Annotated in this window: 14 protein-coding genes; 11 read left to right on the plus strand and 3 right to left on the minus strand. The window is 65.4% G+C overall.

What is annotated here, in order from left to right; translation table 11 throughout:
• Window positions 1-32: 32 nt before the first annotated feature.
• A complete protein-coding gene (locus CH283_RS04415; RefSeq protein WP_094639273.1) occupies window positions 33-449 on the plus strand; it encodes an HIT family protein in 417 nt (138 codons plus the stop codon).
• 72 nt (window positions 450-521) lie between these two features.
• On the opposite strand, the gene CH283_RS04420 is transcribed toward CH283_RS04415, so the two are convergent.
• Window positions 522-1,604, minus strand: coding sequence for an ABC transporter substrate-binding protein (locus tag CH283_RS04420; RefSeq protein ID WP_176460323.1), 1,083 nt, complete (start codon window positions 1,602-1,604; stop codon window positions 522-524).
• A 371-nt stretch (window positions 1,605-1,975) separates the two neighbouring features.
• Here CH283_RS04420 and CH283_RS04425 point away from each other — a divergent pair, with 371 nt between their 5' ends.
• The 5 genes from CH283_RS04425 to CH283_RS04445 all read left to right on the plus strand — a co-directional run bounded on the left by CH283_RS04425 (window position 1,976) and on the right by CH283_RS04445 (window position 7,175).
• Window positions 1,976-3,262 (plus strand): lysine N(6)-hydroxylase/L-ornithine N(5)-oxygenase family protein, encoded by a 1,287-nt coding sequence (locus CH283_RS04425; protein WP_094639275.1) that lies wholly within the window; start codon window positions 1,976-1,978, stop codon window positions 3,260-3,262.
• Window positions 3,263-3,279: 17 nt separating this feature from the next.
• On the plus strand, window positions 3,280-4,332 hold the full coding sequence (locus CH283_RS04430; protein ID WP_255183081.1) for a FecCD family ABC transporter permease: 1,053 nt from the start codon (window positions 3,280-3,282) through the stop codon (window positions 4,330-4,332).
• A complete protein-coding gene (locus tag CH283_RS04435) occupies window positions 4,329-5,396 on the plus strand; it encodes a FecCD family ABC transporter permease (protein WP_094639276.1) in 1,068 nt (355 codons plus the stop codon). Before CH283_RS04430 ends, CH283_RS04435 begins: the two co-directional genes overlap by 4 nt.
• Window positions 5,393-6,199 carry an ABC transporter ATP-binding protein gene (locus CH283_RS04440; protein WP_094639277.1) on the plus strand — a complete coding sequence of 269 codons (807 nt, stop codon included), beginning with the start codon at window positions 5,393-5,395 and terminating at the stop codon, window positions 6,197-6,199. The genes CH283_RS04435 and CH283_RS04440 overlap by 4 nt, the downstream gene beginning before the upstream one ends.
• Window positions 6,200-6,281: 82 nt before the next feature.
• Window positions 6,282-7,175 (plus strand): siderophore-interacting protein, encoded by an 894-nt coding sequence (locus CH283_RS04445; RefSeq protein ID WP_094639278.1) that lies wholly within the window; start codon window positions 6,282-6,284, stop codon window positions 7,173-7,175.
• Here CH283_RS04445 and CH283_RS04450 read toward each other — a convergent pair.
• Entirely contained in the window at window positions 7,172-8,371 is a 1,200-nt protein-coding gene (locus CH283_RS04450; protein WP_094639279.1) for an FAD-dependent monooxygenase, read from the minus strand. The genes CH283_RS04445 and CH283_RS04450 overlap by 4 nt on opposite strands.
• 117 nt (window positions 8,372-8,488) lie before the next feature.
• On the opposite strand from CH283_RS04450, the gene CH283_RS04455 reads away from it, so the two are divergent.
• Genes CH283_RS04455 through CH283_RS04465 form a run of 3 tightly spaced genes read left to right on the plus strand, consistent with a single transcriptional unit; the run spans window position 8,489 to window position 12,157 of the window.
• Complete coding sequence (locus CH283_RS04455) at window positions 8,489-9,532, plus strand: iron ABC transporter substrate-binding protein (RefSeq protein ID WP_094639280.1); 1,044 nt, start codon at window positions 8,489-8,491, stop codon at window positions 9,530-9,532.
• A gap of 4 nt (window positions 9,533-9,536) precedes the next feature.
• Window positions 9,537-11,105 (plus strand): ABC transporter permease, encoded by a 1,569-nt coding sequence (locus CH283_RS04460; protein WP_255183082.1) that lies wholly within the window; start codon window positions 9,537-9,539, stop codon window positions 11,103-11,105.
• Window positions 11,102-12,157: an ABC transporter ATP-binding protein gene (locus tag CH283_RS04465; RefSeq protein ID WP_094639281.1), complete on the plus strand. Its 1,056-nt coding sequence runs from the start codon at window positions 11,102-11,104 to the stop codon at window positions 12,155-12,157. The genes CH283_RS04460 and CH283_RS04465 overlap by 4 nt, the downstream gene beginning before the upstream one ends.
• Window positions 12,158-12,160: 3 nt before the next feature.
• Here CH283_RS04465 and CH283_RS04470 read toward each other — a convergent pair whose 3' ends face one another.
• Window positions 12,161-13,573 carry an MDR family MFS transporter gene (locus CH283_RS04470; RefSeq protein WP_176460322.1) on the minus strand — a complete coding sequence of 471 codons (1,413 nt, stop codon included), beginning with the start codon at window positions 13,571-13,573 and terminating at the stop codon, window positions 12,161-12,163.
• Window positions 13,574-13,635: 62 nt separating this feature from the next.
• Between CH283_RS04470 and CH283_RS04475 the strand changes: the two genes are divergently transcribed.
• Window positions 13,636-14,520 carry a phosphoribosylaminoimidazolesuccinocarboxamide synthase gene (locus tag CH283_RS04475; RefSeq protein WP_094639326.1) on the plus strand — a complete coding sequence of 295 codons (885 nt, stop codon included), beginning with the start codon at window positions 13,636-13,638 and terminating at the stop codon, window positions 14,518-14,520.
• The gene (locus CH283_RS04480) at window positions 14,517-16,643 is read left to right on the plus strand and encodes a S9 family peptidase (protein ID WP_094639283.1); all 2,127 of its coding nucleotides are present in this window, start codon (window positions 14,517-14,519) and stop codon (window positions 16,641-16,643) included. Before CH283_RS04475 ends, CH283_RS04480 begins: the two co-directional genes overlap by 4 nt.
• Window positions 16,644-16,673 lie beyond the last annotated feature (30 nt).

Here is a 16,673-nt window from a genome sequence, read left to right on the forward strand (position 1 = left end):
TTCAGAGCCCCGAGCGCCTACGCTCGGAAGGTGTGAACCCCTACACGATTTTCGCCGAGATCATTGCCGGGACGGCCGAGGCTTCTCGCGTCCACGAGGACGAGACAGCGATTGCGTTCATGGACATCAGGCCGCTCACCAGCGGACATGTGTTGGTGGTGCCCAAGGAGCAGTATCGGACGCTGGCGGAGTTGCCGCCGGAGATCGGCGCGCACCTGTTCGTGGTGGGGCAGAAGGTGGCCGCCGCTGTGCGTGCCAGCAATTCGCGTGTCGCCGGCGTCAACTTCTTTCTCGCCGACGGCACGGTCGCCGGTCAGGAAATCTTCCACGTGCATCTGCACGTCATCCCACGCATGATCGGGGACGGCTTCGGCCTGCGGGCTCGGCCGTCGTCGCCGCACCGATCGGAACTGGACCGGCAGGCCGGAGAGATCGCAGCCGCGCTGTGATGGCCGCCTCGACGAAGTTCGGGGCCACCGGCAGATGCCTGCCGGTGATCCCGTGGCTCATGGTCCGCCGAATTACTCGGGCGTGACCTTCTTCGCCTTGGACAGCGCGTCGGCATAGATGTCGATTGTGTTCGTGTAGCGGCTGTAGCTCTTGTTGGCACCGTAGTCCCACAACACCATCTGCTGCTTGTCGACGGCAGCGATGGTGTCGAAGGCCGGGTAGCGGCTCGGAATATCGGCGAGCTTCACGTCGGCGGCGTTGGCGACGTCGTGATAAACGAACGCGACGTCGGCGTCGACGGTCGACACGTTCTCCCACGACACCTTCTTCCAGTACCCGTCATCGGTGCCGTCGGGGGTGTACATCTTCAGGCCCCACCGTTGGTAGTCGCTGAAGTCCGGGTCTGCCGACGGATCGAGGACGTAAGCGACGTCGAGTGGCCAGACGCCGACGCTGGTGAGGTCCTGACTCTCGGAGGCCACCTTCTCGAAGTTCGCGACAGCGGCGTCGAATTCGGCCTTGATGTCGGCCAGTTGTGGCGTGTCGAGGTCGACGCCGAGCGAGGATGCGAGTCCGGCGTAGTTCTCGATGGTCTGTGCCGTCGAGGTCGTATCCAAGGTGACACCCAAAGTGGGGGCGAGCTGATCGATCGTGTCGGCCTTGGACGAGTCGGCTGAGGTGGTCAGTTTGCCGAACTGGCCGAATCGAGGGTTGTACTCGCCGATGACGAGATCCGGTTCGAGGCTGGCGGCTTTCTCGACATCGAATGTCCCCCAGCTCTCGCCGACCGATTCGATGCCCGTGAGATCGGAGCAGCTCAGAATCGGGCTGGTGGACATCGGAGTGGTCGACCAGATGGCGATGGGTCTGATGCCGTAAGACATCAGCGCTGCTGCCGATTCCTCGTCGGCGATGATTCTCGTCGGCTGAGCATCGAGCGAAATCGTGCGTCCGCGACCGTCGGTGTACGTGAACGGTCCCGATGCTCGGTCGACTGCATCGACGAGGTCGTTCTCGCCGCACGCGGCGGGGTTCGCGTTCAGGTCGACGACCTCGGTGTCGGTGGTGCCGCTGCTGCACGCTGCAGCGGCGAGAAGCACGAGCACCGCGATACCTCCAGTGAGGGCGCGGGGGCCGTTTCTGTATCGCCCCATGGTGCGGATTCTTGTCGAAGACATGCGCTCACTTTCGAGTTCGATGATGGACGGTGAACCGACGAGATCGAGGGCCACACACGTGTCCGGGCGCACTCGGCGCACGACGGAGCCGTTGTAGACCAGTAAATGTTAGGTTAGCCTACGGTAGGCAAGTAGCGCTGCTCATGACATCGAGCCAGGACGCTGGGCACTGCCGAGACGGCCATCGACGGACCCTCGCCGGCGTCACCCCGAATCTCGTCCGCAAGTAGAAGGAGACGCCCTATGCACCGCACCGAGCTCGGTGGAGCGATCCACCGTGTAGGCCTCGTTCATGCCGATCTGCACCTCGCCGGCCCCGCCGATCGAACCGCGGGGGCGAGCCGTCGATGACCTCGCACAACGATTTTTCCGACGGCACCTACGACATCGTCGGGGTCGGCTTCGGGCCCTCGAATCTGGGCCTGGCCATCGCGATCGAAGAGCACAATCGAATGTGCTCGCCGGCAGAGCGATTGACGGCCTGCTTCGTCGAATCCAAGGACGAGTTCGCCTGGCACCCCGGCATGCTGTTGCCAGGGACGTCCATGCAGATCTCGTTCCTCAAAGACCTGGCGACCCAACGCAATGCCAGCAGTGAATACAGCTTTCTGGCGTATCTGTCGGAACAGGGTCGGCTCAATCACTTCATCAATCTGCAGACGTTCTTCCCGAGTCGGCTCGAGTTCCACGACTACCTAACTTGGGCCGCAAGCAAAGTCGACGCGACCGTGCACTACGGCACCCGGGCGCTGGACGTCGTCGACACCGGTGACGGCTACGGCGTCCGCACCGAGGGCCGGCGAACCGGGACCGTGCGAGGACGTAACATCGTGCTCGCCGGAGGACTGACCGCCACCCTGCCCGACGGGGTCACGGCGTCGGCGCGACAGTTCCACAACCACGATCTTCTCGGCGAGCTCGATCGGTTGCCGTCGCGGACGCAGCGCACCTTCGTCGTCGTCGGTGCCGGGCAGAGTGCCGCCGAGGTGGTGGACTACCTGCACTCGACGTACGGCGACGCGTCGGTGCACGCGGTGTTGCGCAAGTACGGATACAGCCCGGCCGACGACAGCCCCTACGCCAATCGCATCTTCGATCCGACGGCCGTCGACGACTTCTATTCGTCGTCGCACACACTGCGCGAGCAACTACTGCACTATCACCGCGGAACCAACTACTCCGCCGTCGACCTGCCGTTGATCGAGGAGTTGTACGCACGCGAGTACTCCGAGCGAGTCAGCGGGAAGCGCCGGTTGTTCGTGCACGGAGCATCCCGGTTGATCCGAGCCACCGAGGAGCCGTCGGGCGTTCGTGTGTCCGTCGAGCACGGCCCGACGGGGCTGACCGAGGACATACTGTGCGACGCTGTCGTCTATGCCACAGGCTTCACGTCCCTCGACCTACCCGAGATCCTCGGTCCGCTGTTCGACGACGTCGAATACGACTCCCGTGGGCCTCGCGTGACGCGTGACTACCGACTCGTGACGCGTGAACCGAGTGCGGGTTCGATCTATCTGCAGGGCGGCACCGAGCACACGCATGGTCTGACCTCGTCGTTGCTGTCCAACATCGCTGTTCGCAGCGGTGAGATCGTGAAGTCCGCTGTGGGCGCGAGGGTGCGATCGGTGGTGTGAATCGGGTGAGGACGAGCGTGGGCGACGAGCCGGAACAGCGAGGCGTTCCGGCCGAAGTCGGTGGTCTCGCTCGCACCGATGCCCGTCGGGCCGCGGGGTTGTTCTTCGTCACCGGTGTGCTGGCGGCGCTGTGCCTGGTGAGCATCTCGGTGGGAACCGAGTACATCCCGATCGGCGAGGTGTGGCACGGTCTGTTCTTCGCCGACGGATCCACCGAATCGGTGATCGTTCGTGAACTGCGGCTTCCGCGTACCGTTCTGGGGTTGCTCGTGGGAGTCGCTCTCGGGGTGGCTGGTGCGCTGATTCAGGCTATGACGCGAAATCCGCTGGCCGACCCGGGAATTCTCGGTGTCAACGCCGGGGCGGCGTTCTTCGTTGCGATCGCCGTCGGCGTGCTCGGTGTCACCGGCATCGGGTCCTACATCTGGTTCGCGTTCGCCGGCGCGGTGGTCGCCACGATCGCGGTGTACGCGCTGGGGGCGCTGGGGCGAGCGGGAGCCACTCCGATTCGGTTGACGCTGTCCGGAATTGCGCTCGGAGCTGTACTGGGCGGCATCACCTCGGGCATGGTGCTGCTCGATCCCGATGCGTTCGACAGGATGAGGTTCTGGGGAGCCGGGTCGTTGGCCGGTCGAGGTATGGACATCGCGTCCGAAGTCGCCCCGTTCATCGCGCTCGGAGTGTTCCTGTCCGCCCTGATCGCTCGTCCTCTCAATGCGATCGCGCTCGGCGACGATCTGGCACAGTCGTTGGGGGCGAACGTGATTCGTACGCGAATCATCGGCGTCGTCGCAGTCACCCTGCTCGCCGGTGCCGCGACGGCCGCGGCCGGGCCCATCGGATTCGTCGGACTGATGATTCCGCACATGGTGCGGTGGTTCGTCGGACCGGACCAACGATGGATTCTGGTCTACACGGTGGTCGCGGCACCGGGTTTGCTGTTGCTCTCGGATGTGGTCGGACGCGTCGTGCTCAGGCCGGGGGAATTGCAGGTCGGCATCGTGACCGCGTTCGTCGGCGCACCGGTGCTGATCCTGCTGGTTCGCCGGAAGAAGGCGAGCGGACTGTGACCCGTGAACAACGCGGCGGCGGCATCGATTTCGGCCGAACGCTGCGGGTCGTGCGAGTGCGGGATCGAGTGGACGGCCGCATCGACGTTCGAACGGTCGGCGTCTGCGCGGCCTTGCTGCTCGTGACGGTGGTGGTCTCCGTCGTCGCGGTCGGTACCGGCGACTTCTACATTCCGCCGAACGAGGTGCTCGCCGCGGTGTTCGGCGACGCGCCACGCCTCACCGAGATCGTGGTGATGGAGTGGCGGTTTCCCCGAGTGGCGCTGGCTTTCCTGTTCGGGTCCGCCCTCGGCGTATCGGGTGCGGTCTTTCAATCCTTGACGCGAAATCCGTTGGGCAGCCCGGACATCATCGGATTCGCCACCGGTTCCTACACCGGCGCACTTGTCGTCATCCTTGCTCTCGGTGGTGGCTACTACCGGACCGGAGCGGGCGCGCTCGTCGGCGGACTCGCGACGGCTGCGGTGGTCTACCTGCTCGCGTACCGGCGCGGGGTGCAGGGCTTTCGGCTGATCATCGTCGGGATCGCCGTCAGCGCCGTCCTGGCCTCGGTCAACACCTGGCTCGTGATCAGGGCCGACCTGGACGACGCGATCGCGGCCGCAGTCTGGGGTGCGGGCACCCTCAACGGGCTGGGGTGGTCGCAGGTGGGACCGGTACTGGCAGTGTCGATCGTCATCGCGTCGTGCCTGGCGGTGCTCTCGCGTCGGCTGCCGATGTTGGAGATGGGGGACGATGCGGCCAGGGCGCTCGGTGTGCGCGCCGAGCCGACCCGTCTGATGCTGGTGTTCCTCGGAGTTGCGCTGATCGCGATGGTCACTGCGGCCGCGGGGCCCATCTCGTTCATCGCGCTCGCCGCGCCGCAGTTGGCGCGCCGCCTCACCGGTACCTCGTCAGTGGCGATGGTGCCTGCCGCGTGCATGGGAGCGCTGGTGCTGGTCGTCAGCGACGTTGTTGCACAGCGCGTCTTCGCTCCCACGCAGCTCCCGGTGGGTGTGGTGACCGTATCGGTCGGCGGCGCATACTTCGTGTGGTTGCTGGCGCGGGAAGGAAGGAAGCAGTGACGAAGCCTCGGTTGCACACCGACGACATCACGGTCGGATACGACAAGAGCGTCGTCAGCGAGAACCTGACCGTCGAAATTCCCGACGGCAAGTTCACCGTCATCGTCGGACCGAACGCCTGCGGTAAATCGACTCTGCTGCGGGCACTCTCGCGGCTGCTGAAGCCCTCTCGTGGAACCGTTCTGCTGGACGGGAAGGCGATTTCGTCGTATCCGGCGAAAGAAGTTGCCCGACGCCTCGGCCTGCTTCCGCAGACCTCCATCGCACCCGACGGCATTTCGGTGGCCGATCTGGTTGCGCGGGGCCGCTATCCGCATCAGAAGCTGATCCGACAGTGGTCGACCGAAGACGAGGCCGCGGTGATCGAGGCCATGAACTCGACCGGAGTGACGTCACTGTCCGCTCGTCCGGTGGACGAACTGTCCGGCGGTCAGCAGCAACGCGTCTGGGTGGCAATGGTTCTCGCGCAGCAGACGCCGCTGCTGCTGTTGGACGAGCCGACGACCTTTCTCGACATCGCCCACCAGATCGAGCTTCTCGACCTGTTGGCCACTCTGAACCGCGAGAACGGTCGCACTCTGGTCGCAGTGCTGCACGACCTCAATCACGCCTGCCGGTACGCCGACCACATCATCGCGATGAAGGACGGCGCAGTGGTCACCGAGGGTGCGCCCGCCGACGTCGTCACCGCCGAGCTGGTGGAGGCGGTCTTCGGGCTGCCGTGCCGCATCATCGACGACCCGGAATCGCACACACCGTTGGTGATTCCCAAGGCGGGCGGTCGCAGGCTAGGCAAGGCTTAGTTTAGAATCGAGGAGGAATGGCTGCCGAGTCGGCCTGCGGGTTCTCTCGAGAGCCACGTCGAGATATGTATCGAGGGCGAAGATGAACGAACAACCGCGTGGTTACTACTACGCCGACGTCGTTGCAGTGGAACGACTCACGGTGCACATGGTGCGCGTGACGTTCGGCGGCGAGCACGTTGCCGGCTACCGCACGCTCGGTGTGCCCGACGAATGCATCGGAGTCTATTTCCCCAGGGCAGGCGAGGCGATCCCGCCGCCGATGACCGAGGTCGACGGGTTCTGGTGGTTCCACGGTCTCGACGACGCTCCCGAAGGGCGCAATTACACCATCCGCCGTCTCGATCCGGAGCGCGGTGAGCTGACCATCGACTTCTTCGCCCACGAGGGCGGTGTCGCATCCACCTGGGCTCAGCAGGCCGTCCCGGGGCAGACGGTGCTGTTCACCCGGCCGCGATCCTGGTATTCACCGCCCGCCGACGTCGAATGGCTGCTGTTGGTCGCGGACATGACCGGGCTGCCCGCACTCGGCCGACTCGTCGAGCAGTTGCCCGCCGGAATGCGTGCGCACGCGATCGTCGAGGTTCTCGAACGCGGCGACATCCAATCCTTCGAGACCAAGGCCGACGTCACGTTCGACTGGCGCATCGGATCCGGAAACGGCGACAGCGCAAGCGTTCTCGACGACGCGGCATTGGCGTACCCCCTGCCCGAGGGGCGCGGTTACGTGTGGTTCGCCGGCGAGGCGTCGTCCTCGCGTCGGGTGCGCAAGTACTTCCGCAAGGAATTGGGCTACGACATCGCGTACTTCGACATCATCGGGTACTGGCGCGCCGACTCCGAGAAGTGGCTCGAGAAATACAAGCAATACCAGGAGGAGGCGCTCGCGGTGTACAACGGCGTCATCGAGTCCGGCCGCTCCGAGCAGGAAGCCAGCGAGGCATTCGATGCGCTGCTCGAGCGGGTGGGGCTCTAACCTGCGTTTTCGAACTCGTAGTCCGGCAGCTCGAGTGTCGCCGCGTCGGGACCGAGGAACTTGCTGCTCACGGCCTGTACCGGCTTCGATCCGGCCAGCCGCAGTGCGGTGCGGAATGCGGCGACTCCCACCGAGGTCTTCGGATGCGCGACGCGAGGCACGCCGGGTGGGAGTTTCTGAGCCTGAGCGACGAACGGACGCATGCGCGTCTCGAAGGCCTCGAACCCGGCGCGATGATCGCTCGCCCGCGCGAGCTCGCCGGCGAGAACGTACGCGCCGGTGACTGACAACGTGGTGCCCATGCCGCTCAACGGCGTTGCGCACCATGCGGCATCGCCGAGCATGCCGATTCTGCCGTCGGACCAGCGCGGGGCCTTCACCTGCGCCAGATAGTCGACGTACAGCTCCGAGTCCGGTCCCAGCGAGTCCAGGATTCGGGGCACTTCCCAACCGACGTCGGCGAACGTCGAACGCAGAGCGGTGATCACGCGTTCGGTGGACGCGCCCTCGTAGCCGCTGTCGTCGGACACCCAGGACAGGCTGAATCGCGTCGTGCCGAGGTTGTCCGGTCGTAGATTGGCCACTCGGGATCCGGGGGCGTTGTACCATCGCCACCAGCCGTCGTCGCTCGGTCCCTTCGGCAGTACGCCGTATGCGGTGTACAAGCCGACCGGGGTGGTCTCGGCCTCGCCGGCGAACACCAGTTCTCTGCTGCTGGAACGTATTCCATCGGCGAAGAGAACGAGGTCGAACCTCTCCGCTGTGCCCGTTGCGAAGGTGACATCGACGCCGGCGGCATTCTGAGTCACCCCGACGACGCGATCGCCGTAGCGATACTCGGTGCGTGAACCGGCGGACTCGACCAGAATCCGCGCGAACTCGCCGCGCAGAATTTCCAACTCCGCCGTCGGGCCGTCGTGGGATCCGTCGCCGGCCGGGAAGGCCGCGATGGTGGCGTCGGCGTCGTCGACGAATCGGGTGCCCTTCTCGGTGGTGCCGTTCGCGAGGAGGGTCGCGTCCAGACCCATGCGTCGCAGCACCTCGCGGCCGGAGCCGCGGACGTCGATGTTCTGGCCGCCCAGTCGCAGGTGCGGCGAGCGTTCGAGGACGGTGACCTCGAAGCCGGCTCGGTCCAGCCAGAACGCGACGGTCGGGCCGGCGATGCTGGCGCCGGTGACGAGTACACGAGAGGTCATGGAGTGGGAGTGCCCGGGCCTGTGGCCGTTCAATCCCGGAGGGAAAGTAGCTGAGCCTCACCTTTGTGGTGTACTTTCATCGAATTGTCCGAATGACCCGTTTTCGTCAGGAGAACCGTGTTCACCGTTCGCCGTCTGGCGCTGCTCTCGTTCAGCGCAACCCTCGCCCTCGGTCTCGTCGCATGCAGCTCGGAAGGCTCCTCCGACGAAGGCACGTCCACCTCCGAGTCCGCCACCGCAGAGTCCTCACTCGTGGTGTACTCCGGCCGCGGTGAAGAGCTCGTCGACCCACTGATCGAGCGCATCGGTGGCGGTATCGAGGTCGACTACTCGGGCAACACCAACGCCCAGGCCGCCAAGATCCTCGAGGAAGGCGACGCCACCCCGGCCGACGTCTTCTACGGTCAGGACGCAGGCGCACTCGGTGCCCTCGACGAGGCCGGTGCTCTCGCGCCGCTGCCCGAGGACATCCTCTCCCTCGTTCCCGAGCAGTACCGCGGTGCCGACGGCACCTGGGTCGCCACCTCGGCGCGAGCCCGCGTGCTGGCCTACAACTCCGATTCGGTGCAGGCCGCAGACCTGCCCACCGGTATCGACGGACTGCTCGACCCGCGCTGGCGCGGACAGATCGGCTACGCACCGACCAACGCGTCGTTCCAGGCCTTCGTCACCGCCCTGCGCGTGCAGCGCGGCGAGGACGGTGCTCGGACCTGGCTCGAAGGATTCGTCGCCAACGAGCCCGTCGCCTTCGAGGGCAACGGCCCGCTGCTGACCGCCGTCAACGACGGACAGGTGGCCACCGGCCTGCTCAACCACTACTACTGGTACCCCTTCAAGGAAGAGAACGGCGACGACGTCCCGGTCGAGCTGCACTACTTCGAGCCCGGTGACCCCGGCGCGCTGATCAACGTCGCCGGTGCCGGTGTGCTGGCCGCCTCGGACAACCAGGAAGCCGCATTCGATTTCGTGCGCGAGTTGCTCTCGACCGAATCGCAGACGTACTTCGCGAACGAGACCGCCGAATACCCCGTCATCGACGGAGTCACCTCGGACTACGACCTGCCGCCACTGTCCGAGCTGGGCTCGACCGATCTCGATCTCGGTCAGCTCTCGTCGCTCGAGGCCACGCAGACCCTCCTCACCGACGTCGGAATCATCTAGTCGGGTGCTCGCGTCTGCACTTCAGCCGCTTCGGCGGCGCCACTTCGGCGGTCGTCCCGTTCTCGGGACGACCGCGTTGTGCGTGGGAGCGCTGACGCTGACACCCCTGGTCTACCTGTTCGTTCGAGCGTTCGACGGCGGAACCGAGAAGGTGCTGCGACTGCTCCTGCGACAGCGCACACTCGACCTCGCCATTCGTACGGCAACACTGACGATCACCGTGCTCCTCGCGTCGGTCGTGGTCGGGACGCTGCTGGCGTGGCTGACCGTCCGTACCGATCTGCCGGGGCGACGCTTCTTCGCCATGGTCCTCGCAGCTCCACTCGCCATCCCGTCCTACGTCTCGGGGTACCTGTGGATCGCCGAATTCCCCTCGTTGGCAGGCTTTTCCGGTGCAGCTCTCGTGCTCACGTTGTCCTGCTTCCCGCTGGTGATGCTGCCGGTGTCCGCGGCGTTCGCCACCGCGGACCCCTCGTTGGCCGAGGTCTCGCGAACCCTCGGTCGAGGCGCAGTGCGCACGGCGCTGACCGTCGAGTGCCGTCGCGTCGTTCCGGCCGCGGCAGCGGGCGCACTGCTGGTCGCGTTGTACACCATCAGTGATTTCGGAGCGGTGGCTCTGATGCGATACGACGCGTTCACGCTGGGCATCTACAGTGCGTACCGCGGGGGACTCGATCGCACCGCGGCCGCTGTTCTCGGGCTGGTCCTCGTGGTGGGTGCGTTGGTGCTCACCCTCCTCGAACGGCGTGCCCGACGCGGTGCCACGGCGAGGGTGGGATCGGGAACCGACCGGATGGCCGAGCCTGTCGTCCTGGGCCGGTGGCGCGTACCCGCTCTGGCCGTAGTCGTTGCTGCTTTGGGTGTTTCGGTGCTGGTACCGATTCTGGCCCTGGCGCGGTGGTTGAGTCGATCGCTGCGCTTCACCGTCGACTGGGTGGACGTGCTGGCCGTCACCGCCAAGACCGTCCAGTACTCCGCGACCGCCGCGGTGGTGGTGGCCGTGCTCGCGTTGCCGGTCGCGCTGTTCGCGGCCCGATCCACGTCGAGGGCCGCTCGCGGTGCCGAGCTGTCCACCTACATCGCGCACGGGCTGCCGGGAATCACCGTCGGACTCGCCACGGTCTTTCTCGGAATCCGGTTCCTGCCGTCGTTCTATCAGACGGCCGTTCTGCTGGTACTGGCCTACGTGGTGCTGTTCCTGCCGTTGGCCGTAGGCAGCACCAGAGCTGTCGTCGACGCCACTCCCGTTGTCCTCGAGGATGTTTCACGAACCCTCGGCGCGGGCCGGCTGCGTACCGATCTTCGCGTGACGATCCCTATCGCCGCGCCCGGCATCGCCGCCGGGGCCGCTCTGGTCTTTCTGACCGTCGCCAAGGAACTGCCTGCGACGTTGATGCTGCGGCCGCGGGGAGTAGACACGCTCGCGACCACGCTGTGGTCCACCACCGAGGCGTTCCGATACGGCGAGGCTGCTCCCTACGCCCTGGCCCTGATCCTGATCTCGGTGGTCCCGACGGTCGTTCTGACACGAGCGTTGGGACGCACGACGCGGAAGCGAGTAGCACTGCCATGAGCATGGTGATTTCCGGTCTCGTCGCCTCGTACGGCAGTACGGCGGTGCTGCACGGTATCGATCTCGACCTCGGCGACGGCGAAATGCTTGCCGTCCTCGGCCCTTCCGGCTGCGGCAAGACGACCCTGTTGCGATCGATCGCGGGACTGCACCGCATCGACGCGGGTCGGATCACCTCCGACGGACGGGACATCTCGGTGGCGGGGCAGATTCAGGTGCCACCGGAGAAGCGGGGCATAGGCCTGATGCCACAGGAAGGTGGACTGTTTCCACACCTGACGGTACGAAGGAACATCGAATTCGGTTTGCGTGCAGGGTTTCTGCGGCCCTACCTGTCCGGTCGCGACGAGCGCGCACGACGCGTCGACGAGATGCTCGAACTCGTCGGACTACCCGATTCCGGTGGGGTGAAGCCCAGTGAACTCTCGGGCGGTCAGCAGCAGCGCATCGCGTTGGCGCGTGCGCTGGCACCGGCTCCGTCGGTGGTGTTGATGGACGAGCCGTTCGCCGCGCTCGACGCGGGGCTACGTACCTCCATTCGACAGGACGTCCGAGAGTTGTTGCAGTCCAGCAAGACCGCGTCGATCCTCGTCACCCACGACCGGGCCGAGGCACTCGGAACAGCCGATCGGGTGGCCGTGCTGCTGGGTGGTCGCTGCGCCCAGATCGACACACCGCGGGAGGTCTACGAGCGGCCCGCCACACCCGCCGTCGCGCGGTTCGTGGGCGACGCCTACTTCGTCGACGCCGTAGCGCGGGGTGGCCACGTCGACACCGTCCTCGGCCGTCTCGAGTCCACCACCCGAGCAACGGGAAACGGGCAGGCGTTGCTCAGGCCCGAGCAATTGGTGGTCTCGGAACGCAAGGACGGCGCATTTTTCGTCGAACACGAGTTCTTCACCGGCCCCGAATCCTCGGTCACTCTGCGGCACTACGACACCGGGCTGCGGCTTCGGGCCATCGCCCGTACCGCCGACCGATTCGCTCCCGGTACCGCCGTGGAGGTTTCCGTGATGTCTCCGGTGCACTGGTTTCCGCGTCAGGTGAGTTGAGGGCTATCGCGTCGCTTCCTTCGCACGTTTGGGCATGAACAGTGCCGCGACGGCCATCACCGCTGCCGCCGCCAGGACACCCAGAAAGACCGGATGGATGGCGTCGGACAGTTGTTGGGGGCTCGGGTCGTCGGAGATGCGTGAGTTGACGATGGCACCGAACACCGCGACCCCGACTGCACTGCCGATGGAGCGGGCGAACATGTTGGTCGAGGTGGCGACGCCGCGCTCGGACCATTCGACGCTCGACTGGGCGGCGATGAGGGTGGGGCTGGCGATCAGGCCCATACCGAGGCCGATCACGAAGCACACCGCACCCACCTGCCACACCTGTGAACCGGCACCGAGGCCGGTGGCGAATGCCGCTCCGACGACCGCGATGGAGGCACCGATCAGTGCTGTGGTGCGGAAACCGAACCGGAGGTACACCCGCCCGGAGAGGGATGCCGCGATGGGCCAGCCGAGCGTGAGGGTCGACAGCGCGAAGCCGGCGACGATCGCGCCGGTGCCGAGCACGCCCTGCACGAACGTCGGAACGTAGGACGTCAGGCCGAGGATCAACGCACCGACGAGCAGCGAGATGAAACTGCTGACCACCAGGACACGACGGGTGAACACCCATAGCGGCAGGATCGGCTCCTCGACCCTGGTCTGAACCACTGCGAAAGCGGCGAGCAAGGAGACTCCGGCGGCGAAGATGGCGATGCTGACGGGGGAGTTCCATGCCCAGGACTGTCCGCCCTCGAGCAGTCCCAGCAGCACCAGGGCTGCGCCCACCGTCAGCAGCACGGCACCGAGGTAGTCGATCTTGGGCCTGGTGCGTTCCACGGCTCCCTCGTCGAACTTGCGCCACAGCATCCCCGCGGCCAGCGCGCACAACGGAATGTTGACGAAGAAGATCCAGCGCCACGACAGGTATTCGGAGAAAATTCCGCCGAGCGCGGGCCCGAGCACCGAGGACATCGCCCATACGCTGGCCAGGTAGCCCTGCACCTTGGCGCGCTCGGCCAGCGTGTAGATATCGCCGGCGATGGTGATGCCCATGGGCTGCACGGCACCCGCGCCGAGACCCTGAACTGCTCGGAAGGCGATCAGGGCGGGCATGCTCCAGGCCAGGCCGCAGAGTATCGAGCCGAGCAGAAACACCGCGATGCCGAACAGCATGATCTTCTTGCGGCCGAACAGGTCGGCCAGTTTTCCGTACAGCGGCACCGATACTGCCTGTGCCAGAAGATAGATGGAGAACAGCCACGGAAACTGCGTGAAGCCGCCCAGGTCGTCGACGATGGACAGCACCGCCGTGGCGATGATGGTCGCGTCCAGGGCTACCAGCGACGTGCTGAGCATCAACGCAATCAGTATCGGCCCGCGTTCGGAGCGGAATCCGACTTCCGATGTCGAGTTGTTCGTTGCCACGGCTACCAGTCTGATGCCTGCCGACACCCCCGCCGCCACCGGCCCAGATAGTGTTGAACACCGTGCGACCATCACTGAGTAGCTACGAGCATCTGGCCGGCGGCAAGGTCCGCGATCTGTACACGATCGACGACGCGCATCTGTTGCTCGTCGCGAGCGACCGAATCTCGGCCTACGACCACATCCTCGACACCCCGATCCCGGACAAGGGACGCGTGTTGACGGCGATGAGCGTGTTCTTCTTCGAGGAGCTCGGCGGCGTCAACCATCTGGCAGGCGATCCGCTCGACGAACGCATCCCCGCCGAATTGGTCGGCCGCGCCCTGGTGGTGAAGAAGCTGAACATGGTTCCGATCGAATGCGTCGCGCGCGGGTACCTCACCGGTTCCGGGCTGGCGGATTACAACGCGACGGGAAAGGTGTGCGGCGTCGAACTTCCGCCGGGGCTCGTGGAATCCAGCAAGCTCAGCGAGGCGATCTTCACCCCCGCGTCCAAAGCGGAACTGGGCGACCACGACGAGAACATCACCTTCGACCAGGCCGTCGAGCAGGTCGGTGCCGAACTTGCGTTCAAGTTGCGTGAAGACACCATCGAGATCTACACGCGGGCAGCCAACTTCGCTCTGGAACGCGGAATCATCCTTGCGGACACGAAGTTCGAGTTCGGTACCGACGCCGACGGCAACCTCGTCCTCGCCGACGAGGTGCTCACGCCCGATTCCTCGCGCTACTGGCCGGCCGATTCGTACGAGGAAGGTCGCGTTCAGCCCAGTTTCGACAAGCAGTTCGTTCGAGACTGGTTGACCGGCGACTCCGGTTGGGATCGCAACTCCGACACTCCACCGCCACCGTTGCCGGACGACATCGTCGCCGCAACCCGCAGCCGCTACATCGAGGCCTACGAGCGCATCTCGGGCCTGAACTTCGACGATTGGGTCACGCCATGACGATCACCCCACCCATTGCCAAGAAGGTGCCACTCGAGCGCACCCATCACGGCGACACCTTCATCGACAACTACGAATGGTTGCGCGCCAAGGAAGATCCCGAGGTGATCGCCTACCTCGAAGCCGAGAACGCCTACACCGAGCAGCAGACCGCCGGCCTGGAATCGTTGCGGGGCAAGATCTTCGACGAGATCAAGTCGCGGACCCAGGAGACCGATCTGTCCGTGCCGACGCGCATGGGGCAGTGGTGGTACTACTCGCGCACCGTCGAGGGGAAGTCGTACGGTCTCCAATGCCGTTGCCCCGTCGACTCTCCCGACGACTGGACCCCGCCCACGCTGTCGTCCGACGTGGACGTTCCCGGTGAGCAGGTCCTGCTCGACGCGAATGTCGAAGCGGAGGGTCACGACTTCTTCTCCCTCGGCGCGTTCTCGATCAGCCTCGACGGCACGCTGCTGGCATACTCGACCGATACCGAGGGCGACGAGCGTTACACGCTGCGCTTCAAGAACCTGGAGACCGGCGAGCTGCTCGCCGACACCATCGAGAACGTCGCGCCCGGGGCCACCTGGACTGCCGACGCCACGCACGTGTTCTACCTGACGGTCGACGAATCCTGGCGTCCCGACACCGTCTGGCGACACACCCTCGGCAAGTCCGGGGACGTCAAGGTCTTCCACGAACCCGACGAAAGCTACTGGGTGGGCTTCGGTTCCACCCGCAGCGAGAAGTACCTGATGATCTGGGTCGGCTCGAAGATCACCTCCGAATGCCTCGTGCTGGAGTCCACCGATCCCGAGGGCGAGTTCCGCGTCGTACTGCCCCGCACGGACGGCGTCGAATACAGCATCGAACATGCCGTCGTGGCCGGTGAGGATCGATTCCTCATCACCCACAACGGCTCGGTCAACGGTTGGGGCACCGAGGGGGAGAAGGCCGAGAACTTCCTGCTCGCGGAGGCTCCGGTCTCGGACCCACTCGATCAGCGCATCCTCGTTCCGCATCGCGACGACGTCCGCGTCGAGGACATCGACGCGTTCGCCGGCCACCTGATCTTCACCTACCGGCGAGAAGCCCTGACCCGCATGGCGATCTGGCCGCTGACCGATCAGGGATACGGCGAGTACCGCGAGCTCGAATTCGACGAGGAGCTGTACTCCGTCGGAGCCGGCTCCAACCCGGAATGGGATCAGCCGTTGCTTCGGATGGTCTACACCTCGTTCATCACCCCCGGCCAGGTCTACGACCTCGACATCGCCAGTGGTGAACTGCTGCTTCGTAAATCGCAGCCGGTTCTGGGCAAGTTCGATGCCGGTGACTACGTTCAGCACCGCGAATGGGCCACTGCGCCGGACGGCACGCAGATTCCGCTGTCGGTCATCGCGCAAAAGGACGTGCCCGACGGCCCCGCACCGACGCTGCTCTACGGCTACGGATCGTACGAGGCCTCGATGGATCCGTCGTTCTCCGTCGCCCGGCTCTCGCTGCTGGACCGCGGCATCGTCTTCGTCGTCGCACACGTACGCGGCGGCGGTGAGATGGGCAGGCACTGGTACGACAACGGCAAGACGCTGAAGAAGAAGAACACCTTCACCGACTTCATCGCTGCGGCACAGCATCTCATCGACACCGGACGCACCTCGCCGAAGCATCTCGTCGCCGACGGCGGCAGCGCGGGCGGATTGCTGATGGGGGCGGTGGCCAACCTCGCGCCGGAGCTCTTCAACGGCATTCTCGCCAACGTTCCGTTCGTCGATCCGCTCACCTCCATCCTCGATCCGTCGCTGCCGCTGACGGTCATCGAATGGGACGAATGGGGAAACCCGTTGGCCAGCAAGGAGGTGTACGACTACATGAAGTCGTACAGCCCCTACGAGAACGTCGAGGCCAAGGACTACCCGTCGATCCTGGCCATCACGTCCATCAACGACACCCGCGTTCTGTACGTCGAGCCCGCGAAATGGGTTGCCGCCCTGCGAGCAACGAAGACGGGTGACTCCGACCTGCTGCTCAAGACCGAAATGAGCGCCGGACACGGCGGAGTCAGCGGTCGATACGAGAAATGGAAAGAAGCGGCCTTCGAGTACGCGTGGATCGTGAGCACCTCCGGCGCACGTGCATAGAAACTCGTAGCCTGCTACGAGTTTCCGCTC

It is taken from the genome of Rhodococcus sp. 05-2254-2 (assembly GCF_002259095.1).
Taxonomy (GTDB): domain Bacteria; phylum Actinomycetota; class Actinomycetes; order Mycobacteriales; family Mycobacteriaceae; genus Rhodococcoides.